General features: G+C 72.2%; 16 protein-coding genes. 8 read left to right on the forward strand and 8 right to left on the reverse strand.

From position 1 onward, the window contains the following. Positions 1-70 precede the first annotated feature (70 nt). Positions 71-2,542, reverse strand: coding sequence for a phosphoketolase (locus tag Cus16_RS06900; protein ID WP_069711923.1), 2,472 nt, complete (start codon positions 2,540-2,542; stop codon positions 71-73). 206 nt (positions 2,543-2,748) lie between these two features. On the opposite strand from Cus16_RS06900, the gene Cus16_RS06905 reads away from it, so the two are divergent. Beyond that, the gene (locus tag Cus16_RS06905; RefSeq protein ID WP_069711924.1) at positions 2,749-3,432 is read left to right on the forward strand and encodes a hypothetical protein; all 684 of its coding nucleotides are present in this window, start codon (positions 2,749-2,751) and stop codon (positions 3,430-3,432) included. A 115-nt stretch (positions 3,433-3,547) separates the two neighbouring features. Here the strand turns inward: Cus16_RS06905 and Cus16_RS06910 are convergent, their stop codons facing one another. After that, entirely contained in the window at positions 3,548-4,150 is a 603-nt protein-coding gene (locus Cus16_RS06910) for a DUF1992 domain-containing protein (RefSeq protein ID WP_069711925.1), read from the reverse strand. A gap of 109 nt (positions 4,151-4,259) precedes the next feature. On the opposite strand from Cus16_RS06910, the gene Cus16_RS06915 reads away from it, so the two are divergent. Beyond that, a complete protein-coding gene (locus tag Cus16_RS06915; protein ID WP_069711926.1) occupies positions 4,260-5,321 on the forward strand; it encodes a sodium:calcium antiporter in 1,062 nt (353 codons plus the stop codon). Between the two features lie 21 nt (positions 5,322-5,342). On the opposite strand, the gene Cus16_RS06920 is transcribed toward Cus16_RS06915, so the two are convergent. Next, on the reverse strand, positions 5,343-7,157 hold the full coding sequence (locus Cus16_RS06920; RefSeq protein WP_069711927.1) for a glycoside hydrolase family 15 protein: 1,815 nt from the start codon (positions 7,155-7,157) through the stop codon (positions 5,343-5,345). Positions 7,158-7,730: 573 nt separating this feature from the next. Between Cus16_RS06920 and Cus16_RS06925 the strand changes: the two genes are divergently transcribed. The 4 genes from Cus16_RS06925 (at position 7,731) to Cus16_RS06940 (ending at position 11,886) form a co-directional block, all read left to right on the forward strand. Then, the gene (locus Cus16_RS06925; protein ID WP_069711928.1) at positions 7,731-8,897 is read left to right on the forward strand and encodes an RtcB family protein; all 1,167 of its coding nucleotides are present in this window, start codon (positions 7,731-7,733) and stop codon (positions 8,895-8,897) included. Between the two features lie 111 nt (positions 8,898-9,008). Beyond that, on the forward strand, positions 9,009-9,842 hold the full coding sequence (locus tag Cus16_RS06930) for a DUF1206 domain-containing protein (protein WP_069711929.1): 834 nt from the start codon (positions 9,009-9,011) through the stop codon (positions 9,840-9,842). A gap of 36 nt (positions 9,843-9,878) precedes the next feature. Beyond that, a complete protein-coding gene (locus Cus16_RS06935) occupies positions 9,879-10,754 on the forward strand; it encodes an SMP-30/gluconolactonase/LRE family protein (RefSeq protein ID WP_069711930.1) in 876 nt (291 codons plus the stop codon). 43 nt (positions 10,755-10,797) lie between these two features. Further along, the gene (locus tag Cus16_RS06940) at positions 10,798-11,886 is read left to right on the forward strand and encodes an alpha/beta fold hydrolase (RefSeq protein ID WP_069711931.1); all 1,089 of its coding nucleotides are present in this window, start codon (positions 10,798-10,800) and stop codon (positions 11,884-11,886) included. Positions 11,887-12,019: 133 nt separating this feature from the next. Here the strand turns inward: Cus16_RS06940 and Cus16_RS06945 are convergent, their stop codons facing one another. The 5 genes from Cus16_RS06945 to Cus16_RS06965 form a co-directional block, all read right to left on the reverse strand. Continuing rightward, complete coding sequence (locus Cus16_RS06945; RefSeq protein ID WP_069711932.1) at positions 12,020-13,213, reverse strand: NAD(P)/FAD-dependent oxidoreductase; 1,194 nt, start codon at positions 13,211-13,213, stop codon at positions 12,020-12,022. A gap of 7 nt (positions 13,214-13,220) precedes the next feature. Continuing rightward, complete coding sequence (locus tag Cus16_RS06950; protein WP_069711933.1) at positions 13,221-14,021, reverse strand: SDR family NAD(P)-dependent oxidoreductase; 801 nt, start codon at positions 14,019-14,021, stop codon at positions 13,221-13,223. 10 nt (positions 14,022-14,031) lie between these two features. Next, positions 14,032-14,538, reverse strand: coding sequence for a Dps family protein (locus tag Cus16_RS06955; protein WP_069711934.1), 507 nt, complete (start codon positions 14,536-14,538; stop codon positions 14,032-14,034). A gap of 108 nt (positions 14,539-14,646) precedes the next feature. Further along, positions 14,647-15,159, reverse strand: coding sequence for a MarR family winged helix-turn-helix transcriptional regulator (locus tag Cus16_RS06960; RefSeq protein WP_069711935.1), 513 nt, complete (start codon positions 15,157-15,159; stop codon positions 14,647-14,649). A gap of 132 nt (positions 15,160-15,291) precedes the next feature. Next, on the reverse strand, positions 15,292-15,849 hold the full coding sequence (locus tag Cus16_RS06965) for an NADPH-dependent FMN reductase (protein WP_069711936.1): 558 nt from the start codon (positions 15,847-15,849) through the stop codon (positions 15,292-15,294). Positions 15,850-15,983: 134 nt separating this feature from the next. Between Cus16_RS06965 and Cus16_RS06970 the strand changes: the two genes are divergently transcribed. Continuing rightward, the gene (locus Cus16_RS06970; protein WP_069711937.1) at positions 15,984-17,627 is read left to right on the forward strand and encodes a glycoside hydrolase family 13 protein; all 1,644 of its coding nucleotides are present in this window, start codon (positions 15,984-15,986) and stop codon (positions 17,625-17,627) included. 98 nt (positions 17,628-17,725) lie between these two features. Further along, the gene (locus Cus16_RS06975) at positions 17,726-19,768 is read left to right on the forward strand and encodes a DUF11 domain-containing protein (RefSeq protein ID WP_069711938.1); all 2,043 of its coding nucleotides are present in this window, start codon (positions 17,726-17,728) and stop codon (positions 19,766-19,768) included. Positions 19,769-19,901: the final 133 nt, after the last annotated feature.

Genomic DNA, 19,901 nt, shown 5'->3' on the forward strand with positions numbered 1-19,901 from the left:
CGTCGGGCGTGACCGGTCCTGTGGAGGGTGTGCCGTGCCTCCCGAATGTGCAGGAGGGGCGGGACGGATGTCAGTTGCCGGGAGCCGCGCCCTCGGTCTCGCCCTCGCCCGGGTCGCCACCGGTCCCACCCGACGTCGGCTCGTCCTGCGGCCAGGCCCGGAACTCCCACCCGGACAGCGACGGGTGGTCCTCGCCGCGCGTGTAGGCGAAGGTGCGCGCGGCCTCGCGGGCCTCGGTCAGCTTCGTCAGCAGGTCCGCGTGCGCGTCGGCGTCGACACGGGTCAGTGCGTCGTGCGCGAGCGCGAAGCGGTCCATGTCGTTGCGCATGAGCATGTCGAACGGCGACGTCGTGGTGCCCTGCTCGAGGAAGCCGTGCACGTGCAGGTCGTCGTGTCCGTGCCGGCGGTACGTCAGGTTGTGCACGAGCGACGGGTAGCCGTGGAAGGCGAAGACGGCCGGCGTCCCGGGCAGGAACACCTCGTCGTAGCGCTCGTCGCTGACCGGGTGCTCGTGCTTCCGTGGGTCGCCGAGCGACAGCAGGTCCACGACGTTGACGAAGCGGACACCGACCTCGGGCGCGTGCTTCCGGATGATGTCCGCGGCGGCCACGGCCTCGACCGTCGGCACGTCCCCGGCGCTCGCGAGCACCACGTCGGCGCGACCCACGGTCTGCTCGGTGCCGGCCCAGTCCCAGACGCCGAGGCCCGCCGCGGCGTGCGCGACGGCGTCGTCGAGCGACAGGAACACCGGCTCCGGGTGCTTCCCGGCGACGATCACCTCGATGCGGTCGGTCGTCTCGAACGCGTGTGCCGCGACGGCGAGCAGGGTGTTCGCGTCCGCCGGCAGCTTGATGCGGACGAGGTCCTGCTGCTTCGAGGCGACGACGTCGAGGAACCCGGGGTCCTGGTGCGAGAACCCGTTGTGGTCCTGCCGCCACACGTGCGACGACAGCAGGATCGACAGGTTCGACACCGGGGCACGCCAGTCGATGTCGGTCGACGACTCGAGCCACTTCGCGTACTGCCCGACCATCGAGTCGATGATGTGCGCGAACGCCTCGTACGTGTTGAGGAGTCCGTGCCGGCCGGTCAGGACGTAGCCCTCGAGCATCCCCTCGAGCAGGTGCTCCGAAAGGACCTCGATGACCCGGCCGCGCGCACCGAGGTGCTCGTCGCCCGGTGCTCGACGGGCACGCCAGACCCGCGACGTCACGTCGAAGACCGCGTCGAGCTTGTTCGAGATGGTCTCGTCCGGGCCGAACAGGCGGAAGGCCGAGGGGTTCCGCGAGGTGAGCTCCGCGAGCCACGGCCCGAGCGTGGCGGTGGCGCTGGCGTCCTCGCCGACGGGGACGGCGAACGGCTCGAGCGACGGCCGGTCGAGTGGGGTCCGGATGCGACCACCGTTGGCGTGCGGGGTGGCACTCATCCGGTGCTCGCCCTGCGGCCGGATCGTCGTGAGGATGCCGGTCGGCTGTCCGTCGGCGTCGAACAGCTCGTCCGGACGGTAGGACCGCATCCACTCCTCGAGCTGCTCACGGTGCCCGGCGTCCTCGCGCACGGCGGGCAGGGGGACCTGGTGCGCACGGAACGTGCCCTCGACGCGCTCGCCGTCGACCTCCTGCGGGCCGGTCCAGCCCTTCGGGGTGCGGAGCACGATCATCGGCCAGCGCGGCCGGAGGTCGGCGGCACCGGCGGGCTGCCCGGCGGCGGCGCGCTCGGCCTGTGCCCGCGCGGCGGCCTGGATGTCGTCGATCGTGGCGAGGGCCCGGCGCAGCGCGCCGTCGAAGAGCGCGTGCACGGCGAACGGGTCGTGGTCGACGCGACCGGAGTCGACCACGATCGGCTCGTACCCGAGCCCGCGGAAGTACGCGGTGAGGTCCTCGTCGGGGATGCGCGCGAGGATCGTCGGGTTGGCGATCTTCCACCCGTTGAGGTTGAGGATCGGCAGGACCGCTCCGTCGGAGACGGGATCGAGGAACGTGTGGGCCTGCCAGGAGCCGGACAGCGGTCCGGTCTCGGCCTCACCGTCGCCGACGACGCAGGCCACGACGAGGTCGGGGTTGTCGAGCGCGGCGCCGTACGCGTGGGCGAGGGAGTAGCCGAGCTCGCCGCCCTCGTTGATGGAGCCGGGCGTCTCGGGGGCCGCGTGCGACGGGATGCCGCCGGGGAACGAGAACTGCCGGAAGAACTTCCGCAGACCCTCGGGGTCGGGGGTGATGTCGGGGTACAGCTCGGTCCAGGTGCCCTCGAGCCACGCGTTGGCGTTCATCGCGGGGCCGCCGTGTCCCGGACCGCACACGTAGAGCAGGTCGCGGTCCGTCTCGGCGATGAGCGCGTTGCAGTGCGCGTAGACGAGGTTGAGCGCGGGGGAGGTGCCCCAGTGCCCGAGCAGGCGAGGCTTCACGTCGTCCGGGTCGATCGGGCGCGTGAGCAGGGGGTTGTCGAGGAGGTAGATCTGCCCGACGGTGAGGTAGTTCGCGGCGCGCCACCAGGCGTCGATCGCCCGGATCCGGTCCGTGCTCGGGATGTGTGCGGGGGCCATGCCCCCACGGTACGGAGTGGGGGACAGCACTTCCCCAGGAACGATCCCAAACCGATCGGGCGAGGGTGCCGAACCACTGTCACAAGCCGGGAAACACCCGGAGCGCTCACCAGCCGCACGTAGCTGGTTCTCCACCCCTGGTCGGGGTGTGTTCGGCGCGCACACAGCATGCCGCGCCGAGCGCGACGACGAAAGGAACGCATCCCATGCGCAAGTCCATGAAGACCTCGATCACCCTCGCCACCACGGGCGCGCTCGTCCTGACCGGTGCGGCGTTCGGTATCTCCAGCGCGAACGCGGCGACGCCGAACGTGCACACGATCTCCTCCTCGTCCGAGTCGAAGATCCCCGCCCCGGTCGCGTCGGTGCCCGAGGTCCTCGGCGGCAACACCTCCGTCGCCCTCGACAGCGGCTTCACCGACGCGCTGACCGCGCTGAAGCTGACCCCGGGTGTGTCCGGCAACGCCAAGCTCGAGAACGGTGCGGTCTCGTTCCCGATCACGTCGGGTTCGGTGACGTACTGGAGCCCGGACGGCAACTACCGCCCCTACGTGCAGGGTCTGCTGAACCACGACGACTCGGGTCTGACGCTGCAGGCCGGTGACACCACGGTCACGCTGGAGAACTTCGTCGTGAACCCGGGCTCGTCCAAGCTCTACGGCGACGTCCTGGTCAACGGCAAGGTCGCCGTGTCGAACGCGTACCTGTTCTCGCTGCACGGTGGCACCCTGAAGCCGCTCCAGCTCGAGGGTGACAACGCCATCCTCACCGGCACCACCGTCCACGTCTCCGACGACGCCGCGAAGCTGCTCAACGACACCTTCAAGACCGACGCCGTCAAGGGTGGCCTGCTCGTCGGCACCGCCACCATCACCGCCCAGATCAAGTAACACCCAGCACCACCAGCGGGACACCACCGCAGCACCACGACGCGAAGGCGCCGCCCCCGGATCCGGGGACGGCGCCTTCCGCCGTCCCGCCCCGCGGGTGCCGGACGGTCCGTGGTCAGTGCCGCCGCCACCACCGGCGCGGTCGGGCAGCAGCCTCCGCCGCCGCCCGCTCCGCGGCCGCCTGCTCGTCGGCGGCGCGCCGGGCACCGCGACGCTCGTGCCACCGCGCGACCTCGGCATCGACGTCGCGCATCGGGGTCACCACGGGCGGACCGCCGAGCAGCTGCCGTCGGGCGTCCTTGACGCGCGCGTTGAAGTCGACGAGGACCGCGCGGACGTCGTCCTCGACGGCGAGCGCGTCGAGGTGGTCGTCGAGTTCGGCGTCCTCGGTCCGCAGGGCGAGGGCGGGCGGCGCGATGCCGCGGATGTCCTCGCGCTCTATCTTCGCCTTGATCCACCAGTCGGGGTCGTGACGTCCGTCGTTCCCGGGCAGGGGCTTGCCGTGGTACGGGTTCCCCTCGAAGAGCCCGCGGCGCTCGGCTTCCTCGATCCGGGCGCGGGCGTGCTGCTCGACGTCCTGCAGCCGCAGGAGACGGCGTTCCTCGCGGACCTCGTCCGGGTCGAGGGAGCCGCGCTCGATCTCGCTGTCCACCAGCTGCTGGTACCGGTACCGGGCGGCTCGTCGCAGCCGGTCCATGCGTGCGTCGACGTCGTTCATCGCCCCTCCATCATGCCCCCGACCGCCGACGGACGGTCGGGAACGGCCCGCTCAGCCGTTCGACGCGGGATCGGAACGTCCGAGGGCGACGAGGTCCACCGTCGAGTGCATGGCATCGCTCCCGCTGTGGGCGCTCGTCCTGATCTTCGTGGCCGGCGCCGCGGTGATCTGGGTCGCGGGCGTCCAGCTCTCCAAGACCACCGACGTCCTCGACGACCGCCTGCACCTCGGCAGTGCGCTGGGCGGGTTGATCGTGCTGGCGGTCGCCACGAACCTGCCCGAGATCGCGATCACGGTGAGCGCGGGCCTGTCCGGCAACATCGAGGTGGCCGCGGGCAACATCCTCGGCGGCATCGCGCTGCAGACCGTGGTGATCGCGATCCTCGACGCGTTCGGCAAGCGGGGGAAGGGCGTGAAGCCGATCACCTGGCGCGCTGCTTCGCTGACCCTGGTGCTCGAGGCGGTCGTCGTCGTGGCCGTGCTCGCCGTGGTCGTCGCGGGCAGCCAGCTGCCGCCGGACCTCGTCGTCGCTCGGCTCACCCCCGACGTCGTCCTCATCGCGGCGATCTGGGTCGTCGGGCTCCTGCTCGTGCAGCGCGCCGGCAAGGGGCTGCCGTGGCACCAGGACGGTCGGGCGCCCGACGCGTCCCCGCACGCGTCGGGCCACCGCACGCGGAAGCAGGAGCAGCCGCGCATGAGCACACGGAAGGCCGCGGTCGTCTTCTCGCTGTCGGCCCTCGCGACGCTGGTGGCGGGCGTCGTGCTCGAGCGCGCCGGTGACGCCGCGTCCGAGCAGATCGGCCTGTCCGGGGTGCTCTTCGGCGCCACCGTGCTCGCGCTCGCGACGAGCCTGCCCGAGATCTCCACCGGCATCCAGGCGGTGCGGCAGGGCGACGACAACCTGGCGGTGTCGGACATCTTCGGCGGGAACGCGTTCCTGCCCGTGCTGTTCCTCGTCGCGACGGTGCTCTCGGGCAAGGCCGTCCTGCCCCAGGCGAACGCCAGCGACGTGTACCTCACCGCGCTGGCGGCCCTCCTGACGATCGTCTACGCGGTCGGCCTGGTCTTCCGGCCGCAGCGTCGGATCCTCGGGATGGGCGTCGACTCGTTCGTCGTGGTGGTGCTGTACCTGCTCGGCGTCGCCGGCCTCGTGGCCATCACCCTCGGCTGACCGCAGGCGGCCCGCCCGGGGTCAGGCCTCCGCCGCGACCTCCTCGATCGTGAGGGCCGCCTGGATCAGGGCGAGGTGCGACAGCCCCTGCGGCAGGTTGCCCATGAAGTCGCCGTCCTCGCTGATCATCTCGCTGAACAGGCCCACGTCGTTCGCCTGCTCGACCATGTCGTCCATGAGCGCCCGGGCGTCGTGGACGCGGCCCGTGCAGGCCATCGCGGCCGCCAGCCAGAAGGAGCACGCGACGAAGGGCGACTCCTCGGCGTCCATGCCGGTGTAGCGGTAGACGAGCGGTCCGTGCTGCAGCTGCTCCTCGACCGCGCGGATGGTGGACGCCATGCGGGGTCCGCGGTCGAACGCCGACATCGCGTGGATGAGGATCGAGGTGTCGAGTGCCGTCGATCCCGGGTACATCACGTAGTGGCCGAGGTCCTCGTCCCAGCCGTGCTCGCCGACCCACTGCTCGATGAGCTCGCGGTTCTCGATCCACTTCTCGCGGGGACCGTCGATCATGCCGGCGTCGTGCAGCTCCACCGCGGCGTCGAGCGCCTGCCAGCAGCCGATCTTGCTCGACGTGTAGTGCTGGGTGTCCTCGAGCTCCCACATGCCGGAGTCGGGCTCCTCCCACCGGTGGCAGGCGTCGTCGGCGAGCCGCTCGAGCACGCCGGCGGTCTGCCGGTCGAGCACGTTCCCCGCCTTCACGTACTGCCGGAGGATCTCGAAGACGTCCCCCCACACCCCCAGCTGCAGCTGGTTGCCGGCACGGTTGCCGATCGTGACCGGTCCGATGCCGTTCCACCCGGGTACGTCGCGTTCCTCGACCCCGTCGGTCTTCTTGCCGTCGAGCTCGTAGAAGATCGGCATGGTCTCGTCGTGCTCGGCGATGGTGCGCATCACCCACGAGACCGCCGCGTGCGTCTCCTCGCGCAGGCCGAAGCGGGTCAGCGCGTGCACCGTGTACGACAGGTCGCGGACCCAGGCGAACCGGTAGTCCCAGTTCTTGCCGCCCGTGCGGTCCTCGGGCAGGCTCGTGGTCGGCGCGGCCGCGATCGCCCCGGTGGGCGAGTAGATGAGCAGCTTCAGGGCCAGGGCACTGCGCTGCACGGCGTCCGACCAGGGGCCGTCGTAGGAGAACTCCTCGGACCACGTCGACCAGTTCGCGATCGTGCGGTCCACGGCGTCGAGGGTGCGCTCGGGCTCGGGCAGGAAGATCGGTTCGTCGTGCGTGCCGACGATGGTGAGGATCGACTTCGACCCCTCGGTGGCGGTGAAGCGCCCGGAGAACCGGGGCCCGTCGTCGTGCACCGGGTCGAACCCGTGCTCGACGATGGCGATCGTGACGCCGTCGATGCCGATCACGGTGCCGTTCGCCGTGTCGAGGCGCTTCGGCTCGGCCGTGTTCAGCAGGGTCCCGGGGACGACCGCCCACTCCATCTCGACCGAGCCGCTGACGCCCTGCACGCAGCGGGCGACCTCGGCCCACGGCAGCCGACCGGCGACGCCCGTCACCATGGCGTCGGTGACGGTGCAGGACCCGGACCCGGTGGTCCAGGTCGAGACGAGGACGTTCGTACCGGGCAGGTACTCGCGCTCGACCGTGGCGTCGCCCGTCGGCCGGAGCGCGATGTGACCGCCGTGCTCCGGGTCGAGGATGCTGGCGAACACCGGCGGCGAGTCCATCGACGGGATCGGCAGCCAGTCGATCCGTCCGTCCTTCGCCACGAGCGCCACGGTGCGACCGTCGCCGATCGCGCCGTAGGAGCGCAGGGGCACGTAGCCGTCGGTGCGTTCCTCGTTGTCGTTCGCGTCGGGGGTGTCGCGTGTCCGCTCGGTCATGGTGCCAGCCTGCCTGGTGGACGGGCCCGGCCATCAGCCGGACGTACCCCGCTGTGGACGGTCGAGGTGCGCCTCCCGGCTGTGCAGGAACGCTCCGCCGGACCGCGACACGCCCGGCCGACTTGTGCAGCCCGGGCGTGTCGCACTACTGTCGGTCCTCCTGCCCGACGGGCGGGACCGCCCGCCCCGGGCACCCGTGGAAGGACCGCGATGCACGCCGCACAGCACAGCAGCCGCACCGAGCGACAGCTCGGTGCGCTCGTCGTGTTGTCCGCAGTGCAGTACGCGAACCAGTCTCTCCGCGAACCCGCGTAGGCACGCGCCGTCCCCGACGTCCCGTGCCCACCCGGCCCGGGGCGTCCCTCCCGTCGTTCCCCTCGTGTCCGTGCAGCCGCACCGACCGGAGGACACGGGTCCCGTCCGCCCCGGACCGTCACCGACGACCACCGGTCGTCACCACGACGACCACCGGTCGTCACCACGACGACCACCGGTCGTCACCACGACGACCACCGGTCGTCACCACGACGGCCGACCGGCCGTCGTGAGACCGTCACGACGAAGGACGAGACCGTGAAGAAGATCAACGACAAGCTCCTGAGCTGGGCATCCCTGCTCGAGGAGAACACCGAGCAGCAGGCGCGGACGACGGCACGGATGCCGTTCGTGTTCCCGCACCTCGCGCTCATGCCCGACGCCCACCTCGGGCTCGGTGCGACCGTGGGGTCGGTCATCCCGACCCTCGGCGCGGTCATGCCGGCGGCCGTCGGCGTGGACATCGGCTGCGGCATGATCGCGGTGCGGACGCAGTTCTCGGCCGCCGACCTGCCGACGGACCTGCAGCCCCTGCGCGAGCAGATCGAGCGGGCGGTCCCGCTGTCCGCCGGCGCGTCGAACCGGAAGGTCGTCGCGACGGCGGCGCCGCGGATCGCGGAGCTCGAGACGATGGCCGAGGCGGCCGGGTTCGACCCCGCCGGCGCCCACGGCGGCTGGCGGGGCCAGCTCGGCACGCTCGGGTCCGGCAACCACTTCATCGAGGTCTCCCTCGACGAGGAGGACCGGGTCTGGCTGTTCCTGCACTCCGGGTCGCGGGGCGTCGGCAACAAGATCGCGCAGCGGCACATCGCGGTCGCGAAGCGGCTGATGCAGCGCTGGTGGATCGAGCTCGCCGACCCCGACCTGGCCTACCTCGTCGAGGGCACGCCCGAGTTCGAGCGGTACATCGCCGAGCTCCGGTGGGCGCAGCACTTCGCCCTGCTCAACCGGGAGGAGATGATGGACCGCGTCGTCCGGCAGCTGTCCGAGGTGCTCGGGACCGCGGTCGACGAGCAGGAGCGGATCAACTGCCACCACAACTTCACCCAGCGCGAGACGCACTGGGGGAAGAGCGTCTGGGTGTCCCGGAAGGGTGCCATCCAGGCCGCCGCCGGGCAGCCGGGGCTCATCCCGGGTTCGATGGGCACGGCGTCGTACGTCGTCGAGGGCCTCGGGAACAAGCCGTCGCTCGAGTCGTCGCCGCACGGCGCCGGTCGGCTCTACTCGCGGTCGGCGGCGCGGCGGACCTTCACGCACGACGAGCTCCGCGCGGCGATGGTCGGCATCGAGTACCGGGACACCGACGCGTTCCTCGACGAGATCCCGGCGGCGTACAAGCCGATCGACCAGGTGATGGCCGACGCGACGGACCTGGTGCGGGTCCGGCACACGCTGCGGCAGGTCGTCAACGTCAAGGGCGACTGACAGCCGGACGGGAGGCGCGGTGCGGGCCCGCACCGCGCCTCCCGTCCGCCGTACGGCACGCCGGGGCGCGACGCTGCGGACACCGCCCCACGCGTCGGGCACGCTCGAAGGGTGAGCGACCAGGCGGAACGAGCAGCACGCGAGACCGGACGACAGGCGAGGCGCGTCGCCGACAGCAGGTGGTTCGAGGCGACGGCCCGCGCCGGGTACGTCGGCAGCGGCATCGTCCACCTGCTCATCGGCTACCTCGTCGTGCTGCTCGGCCTCGGCGACGCGTCGTCCGGCAGCGAGACCGACCAGTCGGGTGCGCTCCAGCAGCTCGCCGCGGTGCCCGGGGGCATCGTCCTGCTCTGGGTGGTCGCCGTGGGCACCGCGGCGTTGACCCTGCGGCTCCTGCTCGAGGCGGTCGTCGGCGGCCGGTCGGACAGCGCTCGCGGGTGGGCCGCCCGGGGCAAGGACGTCGGCAAGGCCGTCGCCTACGGCGCGGTGTCGTACTCGGCGGCGTCCTTCGCGCTCGGCGCCGGTCGGAGTTCCAGCGGGTCGAGCCGCAGCGCCGCGGCGCAGGCCCTCGCCACGCCGGGCGGGGTGTTCCTGCTGCTCGCCGTCGCCGCCGTGGCGATCGGGATCGGTGTCGGGCTCGTCGTGATCGGCTGCCGCCGTTCCTTCCGGAAGCACATCGTGCGGCCACCGCACCACCTCGACCGACCGGTGACGGTGCTCGCGGTGGTCGGCTACGTCGGCAAGGGCTTCGCGGTGGCCGTCGTCGGCGTGCTCGTCGCCGTCGCCGCGCTCCGCAACGACCCGGAGCAGGCCACCGGGCTGGACGCCGCGTTCGACGCGGTCCACCGGCTGCCGGGCGGGACGGTGCTGCTCGTGGCGATGGGGGTCGGGTTCCTGGCCTACGGGGTGTGGAGCTTCTTCCGGGCGCGGTTCGCCCGCCTCTGAGCGTCCGTGCACGTGGCGGCCGGTAGACGGGGGGGCATGCACACCGACGCCGTGACCGGCCCCGTGACCGTCTTCTGCGACGAGCAGGCGGTGCTCGCGGAGAGCATCGTCTGGGACCCGTCCGCCGAGCGGCTCCGGTGGACGGACATCACGCTCGGTCTGCTGACGACCGCCCGCGTCGACGGCACCGTCGAGTCGAGCGTCGCCCTGCCGCCGCCCCTCGCCAGCTTCCAGCCGCGTGCCCAGGGCGGCTTCGTCGCGGCTCTCGGCGACCGGGTCGTCCTCACCGACGAGCGCGGTGTCGTCGAGCGCGAGCTCGTCCGCGTCCACCACGCGACCGACGCGATGCGGTTCAACGAGGGCAAGTGCGACCCGTTTGGCCGCTTCCTCGTCGGCAGCATGGACCTCTCCGACCAGGACCCGGCCGGGGCGCTCCACTCCGTCGAGCCGGACGGCACCACCCGCGTGCTCCGTGGCGGCTTCGGGGTCACGAACGGCATCGAGTGGTCGGCCGACGGCAGCGTGATGTACGTCACCGACACGAGCACGTCGACGATCTACCGCGGCTCCTACGGACCGGACGGCGAGCTCGGCGAGCTGGAGCCCTTCGTCAGCGGCGCCGCCCACGACGGGCTCGTGCGCGACGACGAGGGCTGCTTCTGGACCGCGGTGTACGGGTCCGGACGGGTCGAGCGGTGGGACGCGGACGGTGCGCACCTCGAGACGGTCGAGGTGCCGGCCCCGAACGTCACCTCGGTGGCGTTCGGCGGACCGGACATGTCGACGCTCTTCATCGCGTCCGCCCGCGAGAACAGCACCGAGGAACAGCTCGAGCAGTACCCGCACTCCGGGGCCGTCTTCGCTGTGCAGACCCGCGTGCACGGCAGCCCCGCTTCCGCGTTCGGCGGTTGAACGACGGGTATCGTGGGCGGTCGCCGAGATCCTGGAGGCCGACGTGCACGATGCCGACGACAGCTCACCCGAGCCCGCGCCCGATCCCGCCGGCGAGCTCTCCCGGTCGGAGGACGCCGACGTCACGGTGCGGGTGGACCGGATCGCGGTCGACGGCACGTACGTCCGGGTGAGCTCCATCGGTCAGCCCGGTGACCGCGCCTTCGTGCTCGTCGCGGGGCTCGGGATCGCGGCGACGTACTACGAGCGCCTCGCGCCGCACCTCAACGAGAACGGTCCGGTGCACGCCCTCGACCTGCCGGGCTTCGCCGGGGTGCCGAAGTTCGGGGGAGCGGTGTCGATCGAGCGCTACGCCGACGCGGTCGAGCACGTCCTCCGGGAGCTCCGGCTCGCCGACCCCGTGCTGATCGGCCACTCGATGGGCACCCAGGTGGTGACCGAGGTCGCTGCGCGCAACCCGCACATCCGCGACCTCGTGCTCATCAGCCCGGTCACCGACGACCGCGCGCGCACGATCCCGAAGGCGGCGTTCCGCTTCCTCCGCTCGGCCCTGCACGAGCCCGCCGCCGTCCGCTGGCACGCCGTGACGGCCTACGCACTGTGCGGCTGGCACTGGTTCCGCCGGGTGCTGCCGCAGATGATCGCGTTCCCGATCGAGGACCGCGCACCGCACGTCCGTGCCCGGACGCTGATCGTCCGCGGCGAGCACGACGCGCTCGTGCCCCGCGACTGGATCCGGTCGCTCGCGCGGGTGTTCCCGCACGCGGTGCTCCGCGAGGTCGTCGACGGAGCGCACTCGGTCATGCACGCGCAGGCGGACGCGGTCGCCCGGCTCGCAGTGGCGCACGTCGAGGGTCGCATCACGGACCGCGGGGTCGGGTCGCTCCGGCGCGTCCGTGACGACACGACGTCGTCGGACCTGGCACGCCTCGGGCCGAAGGACGCCTGGTTGGTCGTGAAGTCCCGCTTCACGGAGCTCTTCGGCATGGCGGAGGGCGACGACGAGCAGCTCGAGCGCGCGAAGTCCGCGCACGCCGTGGCGATGGCGGACGGCGACGGCATCCCGGTCGACCCGGACGACCGCCGGGCGGTCGTCGACGAGGTCGCGCCGGAGGTTCGGAAGCACGACTGAGCGGCGCGTCCCGCGCCCGACGCGACGGCCTGGAGACGCGACCCGCCTCCGCAGGCCGGCCCCGCGCCTCCAGGCCGTCGCCGTCCCCGCCGGGTGGTCCCGAAGGCCGGAGCTCCAGCCGCAGCCGCGGCGGCTACGCCGCGATGCGCCCGGGCAGCATGTCCCGCGTCAGCGCGTTCGCCTCGGCGAGGACCGCGCGCGCCTCGTCGGTCTTGTCGGACACGTTCCAGAGGAGCACCCCGCGCACGGTGTCGTCGTCGTCCAGGTAGTAGACGACGCCCGTGGTGAGCGGCTCCTGCCAGTCCTCGACGGTGTGCAGCTCGGTCGAGACCTGCCCGACCGCCTCGTACCCGGCGTCGAAGACGTTGCTGTAGAACATCGGCGTGTGGTCGTACGTCTCGTCGGCGTCGGCCAGGTTCCGGCCGGCCTGCCGACCCTGCTCCTTCGCGTTGTCCACGTGCTCGACCCGACGGGTGCCGAGGATCCGGTCCGGGTACTCGGCGACGTCGCCGGCCGCGAGGACCGCGTCGTCGTCGGTGAGCAGCGTGGACGAGACCACGATGCCGTCCCGGACGGTCAGTCCCGCGTCGGCGGCCAGGTGCGTCTGCGGCTCGATGCCGAGGCCCGCCACGACCGCGTCGGCCTCGAGGACCGAGCCGTCGTCGAGGGTCAGCGAGACGCCGTCGCCCGACTCCGTACCGGACTCGACGCGACGACCGGTCCGCAGCTCGACCCCGTGGTCGGTGAAGCGCTGCTGGAACGCCTCGGCGAGGTCCTGCGGGAACATGTGGCCGCCGAGCACCTCGTCCGGGGTCACGAGCGTCACGCGGGCACCGTTCTGCACGATGCCGGCCGCGATCTCGGTGCCGATGTAGCTGCCACCGACGACCGCGACGTGTGCCCCGGCGTCGGCGAGCTCGCGGAGTCGGCGGTAGTCGTCGGCGCTGCGGAAGTCGAGCACGCGCGGTGACGGCGACAGGCCCGGCAGGCTGCGCGGCTTCCCGCCGGTGGCGATCAGCAGCCGCTCGTACCCGTGGGTGTCGCCGTCGCTCGTCGTGACGGTCTTCGCGGCACGGTCGATCGCCGTCACCACGGTCCCGAGCACGAACGTCGCCCCGGTCTCCTCGGTGTGCAGGTCGACCTTCTCGTCCCAGCTGAACTCCGGGTCGGTCCAGAGCTTCTTGGACAGGGCCGGACGCGCGTACGGCCGGTCGTGCTCCTCGCTGACGATCCCGATCGAGCCGTCGGCGTCGATCTCGCGGATGCCGCGGGCGGCCGCGTCGGCGACCATCCCGCCCCCGACGATGAGGTAGCGGAAGTCGGTCATGGGTCTCCTAGATGGTGGCGACCGAGCCGGAGTCGACCCGGTAGTTCGAACCGTTGACGAAGCTCGCCAGGTCGGAGCACAGGAAGGCGACGACGTTCGCGACCTCCTCGGGCTCACCGCGGCGGCCGAGCTCCATGTACGGACGCTCCTCGTCGAGGAAGCTGGTGATCGCCTCGTCGAACGAGGTCCCGAGCTGCTTCGCGCGCTTGTCCATCATCGCGTCGGTCATCGGTGTGTGGATGAACGCGGGGCTGACGGTGTTCACCAGCAGGCCCTCCGACGCGTACGAGCGCGAGAGACCCTTCGCGAACGACAGCACGCCGGCCTTCGCGGCGCAGTAGGGCAGCTCGTCGTCGTACGGCTGCGAGGCGTCCTCGGACACCAGGTAGACGATCCGACCCCAGCCGCCGTTCCGCAGGTCCGCGATGAACTCGCGGGTGATCCGCACGGGGCCCATGAGGTCGACGTCGATGGTGTCGAGCCACCCCTGCTCGTCGATCTCGTGGAACATGCCCTGGGCGCCGGTGACGCCCGAGGACTGCACGAGGATGTCGATCTCGCCGACGGCGTCGCGCACCTTCGTGTGCAAGGCGGCGAGGCTGTCGGCGTCCGTGACGTCCGCCGCGAAGGCGAACAGTCTGCCGTGCGGCGCCTCGAGCTGGTCCGCGCTCGTGTCGAGGCGTCCCTGGTCGAGGTCGGTGACGACCACGGTCGCACCCTCCGCGAGGAGGATGCGAGCCGTGTTCCAGCCGATGCCGGAGTCGCCACCGAAGACGAGCGCGACCTTGCCGGTGATGCCGAGGTCCACGGAGGGGTCCCTACTCGTGCTCGGAGGCCTCGGCGACGGCCGGGGTCGTGGCGGCGGCGAGGGGCGTGCGCGGCTCGCGGTTCTCGGCCGAGACCATCCAGGCGAGCTGCTCGAGGCGCTCGATGAAGCCGTGGAGCAGGTCCGCGGTCGTCGGGTCCTCGTCGTCGACCTCGTCGTGCACGTCGCGCATGGTGCCGGTGGTCTGGTACAGACGCAGCGTGATCAGGTCGATCGCGTCGTGCGTGTCGATCTCGCCGTCCGGGAACGCGTCGAGGTGCGTGCCCGCCGAGACCGTGGCGGAACGGCCGTCCGGGATGGCGTACAGCGCACGCATGCGCTCCGCCATGTCGTCGGCGAACTCACGGGCGGCGTCGACGATCTCGTCGAGCTGCAGGTGCAGGTCGCGGAAGTTGTGGCCGAGGATGTTCCAGTGCGCCTGCTTGCCCTGCAGGTGCAGGTCGATGAGGTCCACGAGGACCTTCTGGAGGTTTGCGGCGAGCGTGTCCGATGCATGCATGATCGGCTCCTTTCGCGGTCGGTGACCGTTCCGGTCTACGCGGTCGCGTGTGGAGCGCTCTCAGAGCACGTGGAAGCGGGGTGTCCCCCGCGGTGCCCGACAACGGCGTCAGTGCGGCGGCGTCGGGTCCACCTGGTCGACGGCGTCGCGCATGCGCTCGAGGAAGTGGGCGACCACGCGGGCGTCGTCGGCGGACAGGCCCTCGGCGATCGACATCATCCGTCGGTGCATGATGCCGAGGGTCGCCCGGACCTCGTCGTCGGTCTCGGTGGTCGGGGTGATGACCAGTGCACGACGGTCCGTGGGGTGCGGATCACGGCGGACGTGGTTCGATCGCACGAGCCGGTCGATGAGGATCGTCGTCGAGGCCGACGAGATCTTCAGGTACGCGGACAGGTCCTTCGGCTTGACGATCCGTCCGGCGCGCTGCGCCTGCAGCAGGTAGCGCACGGCCAGCAGGTCCGTCTCGCCCATGCCCATCGAGTCGCGCGTCCGGCGACGCATCGCGGTCTCGGCGGACCGGTAGCGGCGCAGGGCGTTGAGCACCGCGACACCGCGCTGGGTGGCGTCGTCGTCGGGGAACCAGTACCCCGACGGCTCCGTGATCTCCTGCGTCGACATGCCGATCAGGGTAACCCGTCTGGTATCTCGGCTGTCTAGTGGCCGGGCGATCGCGGGACGGACTGGAGGCGCGGTGCCAGCCGGCACCGCGCCTCCAGTCCGTCTCGGGTCGCCTCTCGGCGACCGGTGCGACTAGGCCGCTGCGCGCTCGTCCGCGGCGTCGGCCAGGGCGCGGAGCGCGCCCTGCACGAGCTCGACGACCTCGGCGTCCTCGCGCGGGTGGGTCTCGGCGAACCGGACCACCGACTGCGGGATGGCGACCTTGACGTCCTCGAGGACCTTCGCCCCGGCGATGCCGGCCGACTTCCGTGCATCGTCGTGGGCCCAGACGCCGCCGTACTGGCCGAAGGCCGAACCGATCACCGCGAGCGGCTTGCCGGACAGCGGCGAGGCGCCGAACGGACGCGAGCCCCAGTCGAGCGCGTTCTTCAGGACGGCGGGCATCGTGCCGTTGTACTCGGGCGTGACGAGGAGCACGGCGTCGGCGGTCGCGACGGCGTCGCGGAAGGCGACCGCAGCGGCGGGCGGGGTGTCGCCGTCGATGTCCTCGTTGTAGAAGGGCAGGTCGACGATGCCGTCGAAGGTCGTGAGCGTGGTGCCCTCAGGGGCGTGCTGCTCGGCGGCCTCCGCGAGCTTCCGGTTGATCGAGCCGGCGCGCAGGCTGCCGACGAGGACGAGGACGTTCGTCATGGGGATCCCTTCTCCTTCGTGACCGTACGGTCACGGAATGGTGTCAGCGACAACCAAGGCATCTCCTGGGCGTGGCATTCCCGACGTCACCCGGTCCTGTTCCCGCCGCCGGGACCGATCGGTACGGTGGCCGGGTGAGCACCCCCCGGACGCCCGCCAGCAGCCCGCGCACGACCGACCCCGACTGGTGGCGCCAGGCCGTCGTCTACCAGGTGTACCCGCGGAGCTTCGCGGACACCGACGCCGACGGCCTCGGTGACGTCGCCGGCATCACGAGCCGCGTGCCCTACCTGGCGTCGCTCGGCGTCGACGCGGTCTGGCTGTCGCCCTTCTACCCGTCGCCCCTCGCCGACGGCGGCTACGACGTGGCGGACTACCGCGACGTCGACCCCCGGCTCGGCACGCTCGACGACGTCGACGCGTTCATCCGGACCGCGCACGAGCACGACATCCGCGTCATCGTCGACGTCGTGCCGAACCACACCTCCGACCAGCACGAGTGGTTCCGTGCGGCGCTCGCCGCGGCTCCGGGGTCGCCCGAGCGTGCGCGGTACGTCTTCCGCGAGGGCAGCGGCGAGTCCGGCGAGCTCCCGCCGAGCGACTGGGTGTCGAACTTCGGCGGCAGCGCGTGGACCCGCGTGCCCGACGGGCAGTGGTACCTGCACCTGTTCGCACCGGAGCAGCCGGACCTCGACTGGACGAACCCCGAGGTGCGCGCGGACTTCGAGCACACGCTGCGCTCCTGGTCGGACCGCGGGGTGGACGGCTTCCGCGTCGACGTCGCCCACGGGCTCGCGAAGGACCTGTCGACGCCGTACCGGCCGTCGAACGAGCAGGCGCTGCCGCTCGACGGGTCCGACCCGCTGTACGACCGCGACGAGGTGCACGAGATCTTCGCGACGTGGCGTGCCGTCCTCGACGAGTACGACCCGCCCCGCGCCGCGGTCGCCGAGGCGTGGGCTCCCGCTCCGCGACGCGTGCTCTACGCACGGCCGACCGAGCTCGGTCAGGCCTTCAACTTCGACCTGCTCGAGTCGCCCTTCGACGCCGGGTCGTTCCGCGAGATCATCGAGCGCAACCTGTCCGCGTCGGAGCAGTCCGGTGCGTCGAGCACCTGGGTGCTGTCGAACCACGACGTCGTCCGGCACGCGACGCGGTACGGGCTCCCCGAGGGCACCGACACCGACGCGTGGCTGCTGACCGACGGCACCGACCCGGTGCTCGACCGTGAGCGGGGCGTCCGTCGTGCGCGTGCGGCGACGATGCTCGTGCTCGCGCTGCCCGGGTCGTCGTACGTCTACCAGGGCGAGGAGCTCGGGCTGCACGAGGCCCCAGCGATCCCGCACGCACTGCTGCAGGACCCGAAGTGGATCCGGACCGGGCACACCGTCAAGGGGCGGGACGGCTGCCGCGTGCCGATCCCGTGGACGCGCACCGGGCCGTCGTTCGGCTTCGGGGACGTCGCGCCGCACCTGCCGCAGCCCGACGACTTCGGGGCCTCGTCGGTGGAGGCCGAGGAGGACGACCCCACGTCGACCCTGTCGATGTACCGGGAGGCGACCGCGGCGCGCCGGCGGCTCCAGCGTGGCGAGGAGCTCGCCTGGTTCGAGGCAGGTGCGGACGTCGTGGCCTTCGCGCGGCACGACGGATGGCGGTCGGTGACGAACTTCGGCCCCGACGCGGTGCCGATGCCGGCGGGCACCGTGGCGGTCGCGTCGGGTCCGCTCGACGCCGGCGAGGGCATGCTCCCGGGGGAGACGACGGTCTGGCTGGTCTGACCGGTCTCGTCCCTGCACAGGTGGGCGCACTCTGGCCGCTCTCCCCAGGTCACCGGGGTCGCCGCTGACGGGGCACTGCTGCTCGCGACGATCGGGGCATGACAGCAACCCAGCACCCAGCAGACCACCGACCGTCCGTCCGTCGTCGGCTCGCCGCGACCGCGAGCGTCCTGACCGCGCTCGGTGTCCTCGCAGCACCGGCGCTCGCGCCGGCCAGCTCGACGGCGGACACCCTGACGTTCCCCTACATCGCGGAGTTCTTCGACGCTGACGGCGGCACGCTGAGCGGAGACGCCACGATCCACGACAAGCGGCTGCGGCTCACCGACCAGGTGAAGGACCAGGCCGGAGCCTGGTCGACGGACGACACGTTCCCGTCGGACCTGGGGCTCCAGATCGACTTCGACTACGCCATGTACACGACGACCCCCGACGAGGGCGCCGACGGACTCCTGATGTTCCTCGCGGACGGATCCGCTCCGCAGGGCGTCGGTGCCTACGGCGCGGCGCTCGGGTACGCGTGCCGGGCGAGCACGACGACCGGTGGGGACGTGCCGTGCGACCTCCCGGGTGTCCCCGGGGGATTCGCGGCCGTCGCGATCGACCACTACGGCAACTTCTCGAAGTCCATCAACCAGTCCGGACCCGGCGCCCGACCGGACTCGGTCGTCGTCCGCGGGTCCGGCGACGGGGTGACGGGGTACCGGTACGTCACGGGCGTACCGGCTCCCGGCGGCACCGTCACCGACGGCCCGCGGACGCGGAAGGTCCGGGTCACCCTGCTGCCCGGTGACGCCGGAGAACTGTTCATGAGCGTCCGCACGGAGACCGCGGGCGTGATGAAGACCGTGCTCGACCGGGTGCCCCTGCACGGCGACGGCCAGACGCCGCTGCCCGCGACGCTCCGCCTGGGGTTCGCGGCGGCGACCGGGAGCCACGTCGACGTGCACGAGATCGACGACGTGCGGGTCTCGCAGCCCGCCGACCTCGGCGTCAGCCAGGACATGCCGTCCAGCGGACGCGCGGGCGAGCCGTTCACGTACACGATCGCGGCGCGGAACCACGGCGCGAACGACTCCGACCCGAGCCGGCTCGAGGTCACGGTCCCGCCGTCGCTCACCGACGTCACCTGGACGTGCACGGCGGTCCCCGGATCGACCTGCGCCACCTCCGAGGGCACCGGGGACGTGGACACCGAGCTCGGCCTGCCCCGCGACGGGTCGGCGACGATCGAGGTGACGGGCCATCTGTCGGCGGACGCGTCCGGCACGCTCGAGAGCACGGCGACGATCGCACCGGCGGCGAACCTGGCGGACGTCGACGAGGCGGACAACGTGTCGGTCGTCACGAGCACCGTCGACTCCACACCGCCGCCGACGGCGCAGGTCGAGACCGACAAGTCCGTGTCGCCCTCGACGGGTGTGCGACCCGGCGACGAGCTCGAGTACGTCGTCACCGCGGGGAACCGCGGGCCGGCGCCGGCGGAGGACGTCGGTGCCGTCGACGAGCTGCCCGCCGCGCTGCGCTTCGTCGGCTCGGAGGACGACTGCACCGCCGAGGGGCAGGTCGTCACCTGCCGGTCCGGTCGGTCCCTCGACGTGGGCGAGCACGTCGCCTTCCGCTTCCGGGCCGTCCTCGACGAGGGCTACACCGGTGACGGGTCGGACGTCGTGAACGTCGCGACCGCGACCTCGCCGACCGACCCCGATGGCGGGGACCCGTCGACGGAGGTCGTCATCGGGGTGACCCGACCCGGGGACGGCGGTGGCGACGGGGGTGGAGACAGCGGCGACGGGGATGACGACGGCGGTGGCGACGGCGGTGGTGACGGCGGGAGCGGTGACGACGGCGGGAGCGGCGGTGCCGAGGGCAGCGGCGGCGGGAGCGGTGACGACGGCGGGAGCGGCGGTGCCGAGGGCAGCGGCGGCGACGGTCACCCGGCCGGCACCCGTCCGGGTCGATCGGGAGCACTGGCCTGGACCGGCAGCGACGGCCTCGGGCTCCTCGGTGGCCTCGGCGCCGTCGCGGTGGCACTCGGCGGGACGGCCTGGTGGCTCCAGCGGCGACGGACGCGCCGGACGAGCTCCGGCGACCCGGCCGTCACCGAGCGGTGGACGGGGCCCGCTGGCGGCGGCAGCTGACCGCACGGCGGAGCCCCTGCCCCGGGCCCCTGCCCCGAGCGACGCCGTCGGGCACCACCGGCACGGTGCCGGTGGTGCCCGGCTCCGGCCCGTCCTCGGTGCCGGTGCCCAGCTCGCCCGGCGGTAGACTCGG

This window comes from Curtobacterium sp. ER1/6 (genome assembly GCF_001742745.1).
In the GTDB taxonomy this organism is placed as follows: Bacteria; Actinomycetota; Actinomycetes; order Actinomycetales; family Microbacteriaceae; genus Curtobacterium; species Curtobacterium citri.

What these genes read in the sequence shown, in the direction of transcription:
- Cus16_RS06900 (WP_069711923.1), bottom strand. Translation starts at nt 2,542, where the DNA reads ATGGCCCCCGCACACATCCCGAGCACGGACCGGATCCGGGCGATCGAC.
- Cus16_RS06905 (WP_069711924.1), top strand. Translation starts at nt 2,749, where the DNA reads ATGCGCAAGTCCATGAAGACCTCGATCACCCTCGCCACCACGGGCGCG.
- Cus16_RS06910 (WP_069711925.1), bottom strand. Translation starts at nt 4,150, where the DNA reads ATGAACGACGTCGACGCACGCATGGACCGGCTGCGACGAGCCGCCCGG.
- Cus16_RS06915 (WP_069711926.1), top strand. Translation starts at nt 4,260, where the DNA reads ATGGCATCGCTCCCGCTGTGGGCGCTCGTCCTGATCTTCGTGGCCGGC.
- Cus16_RS06920 (WP_069711927.1), bottom strand. Translation starts at nt 7,157, where the DNA reads ATGACCGAGCGGACACGCGACACCCCCGACGCGAACGACAACGAGGAA.
- Cus16_RS06935 (WP_069711930.1), top strand. Translation starts at nt 9,879, where the DNA reads ATGCACACCGACGCCGTGACCGGCCCCGTGACCGTCTTCTGCGACGAG.
- Cus16_RS06945 (WP_069711932.1), bottom strand. Translation starts at nt 13,213, where the DNA reads ATGACCGACTTCCGCTACCTCATCGTCGGGGGCGGGATGGTCGCCGAC.
- Cus16_RS06955 (WP_069711934.1), bottom strand. Translation starts at nt 14,538, where the DNA reads ATGCATGCATCGGACACGCTCGCCGCAAACCTCCAGAAGGTCCTCGTG.
- Cus16_RS06960 (WP_069711935.1), bottom strand. Translation starts at nt 15,159, where the DNA reads ATGTCGACGCAGGAGATCACGGAGCCGTCGGGGTACTGGTTCCCCGAC.
- Cus16_RS06965 (WP_069711936.1), bottom strand. Translation starts at nt 15,849, where the DNA reads ATGACGAACGTCCTCGTCCTCGTCGGCAGCCTGCGCGCCGGCTCGATC.
- Cus16_RS06975 (WP_069711938.1), top strand. Translation starts at nt 17,726, where the DNA reads ATGACAGCAACCCAGCACCCAGCAGACCACCGACCGTCCGTCCGTCGT.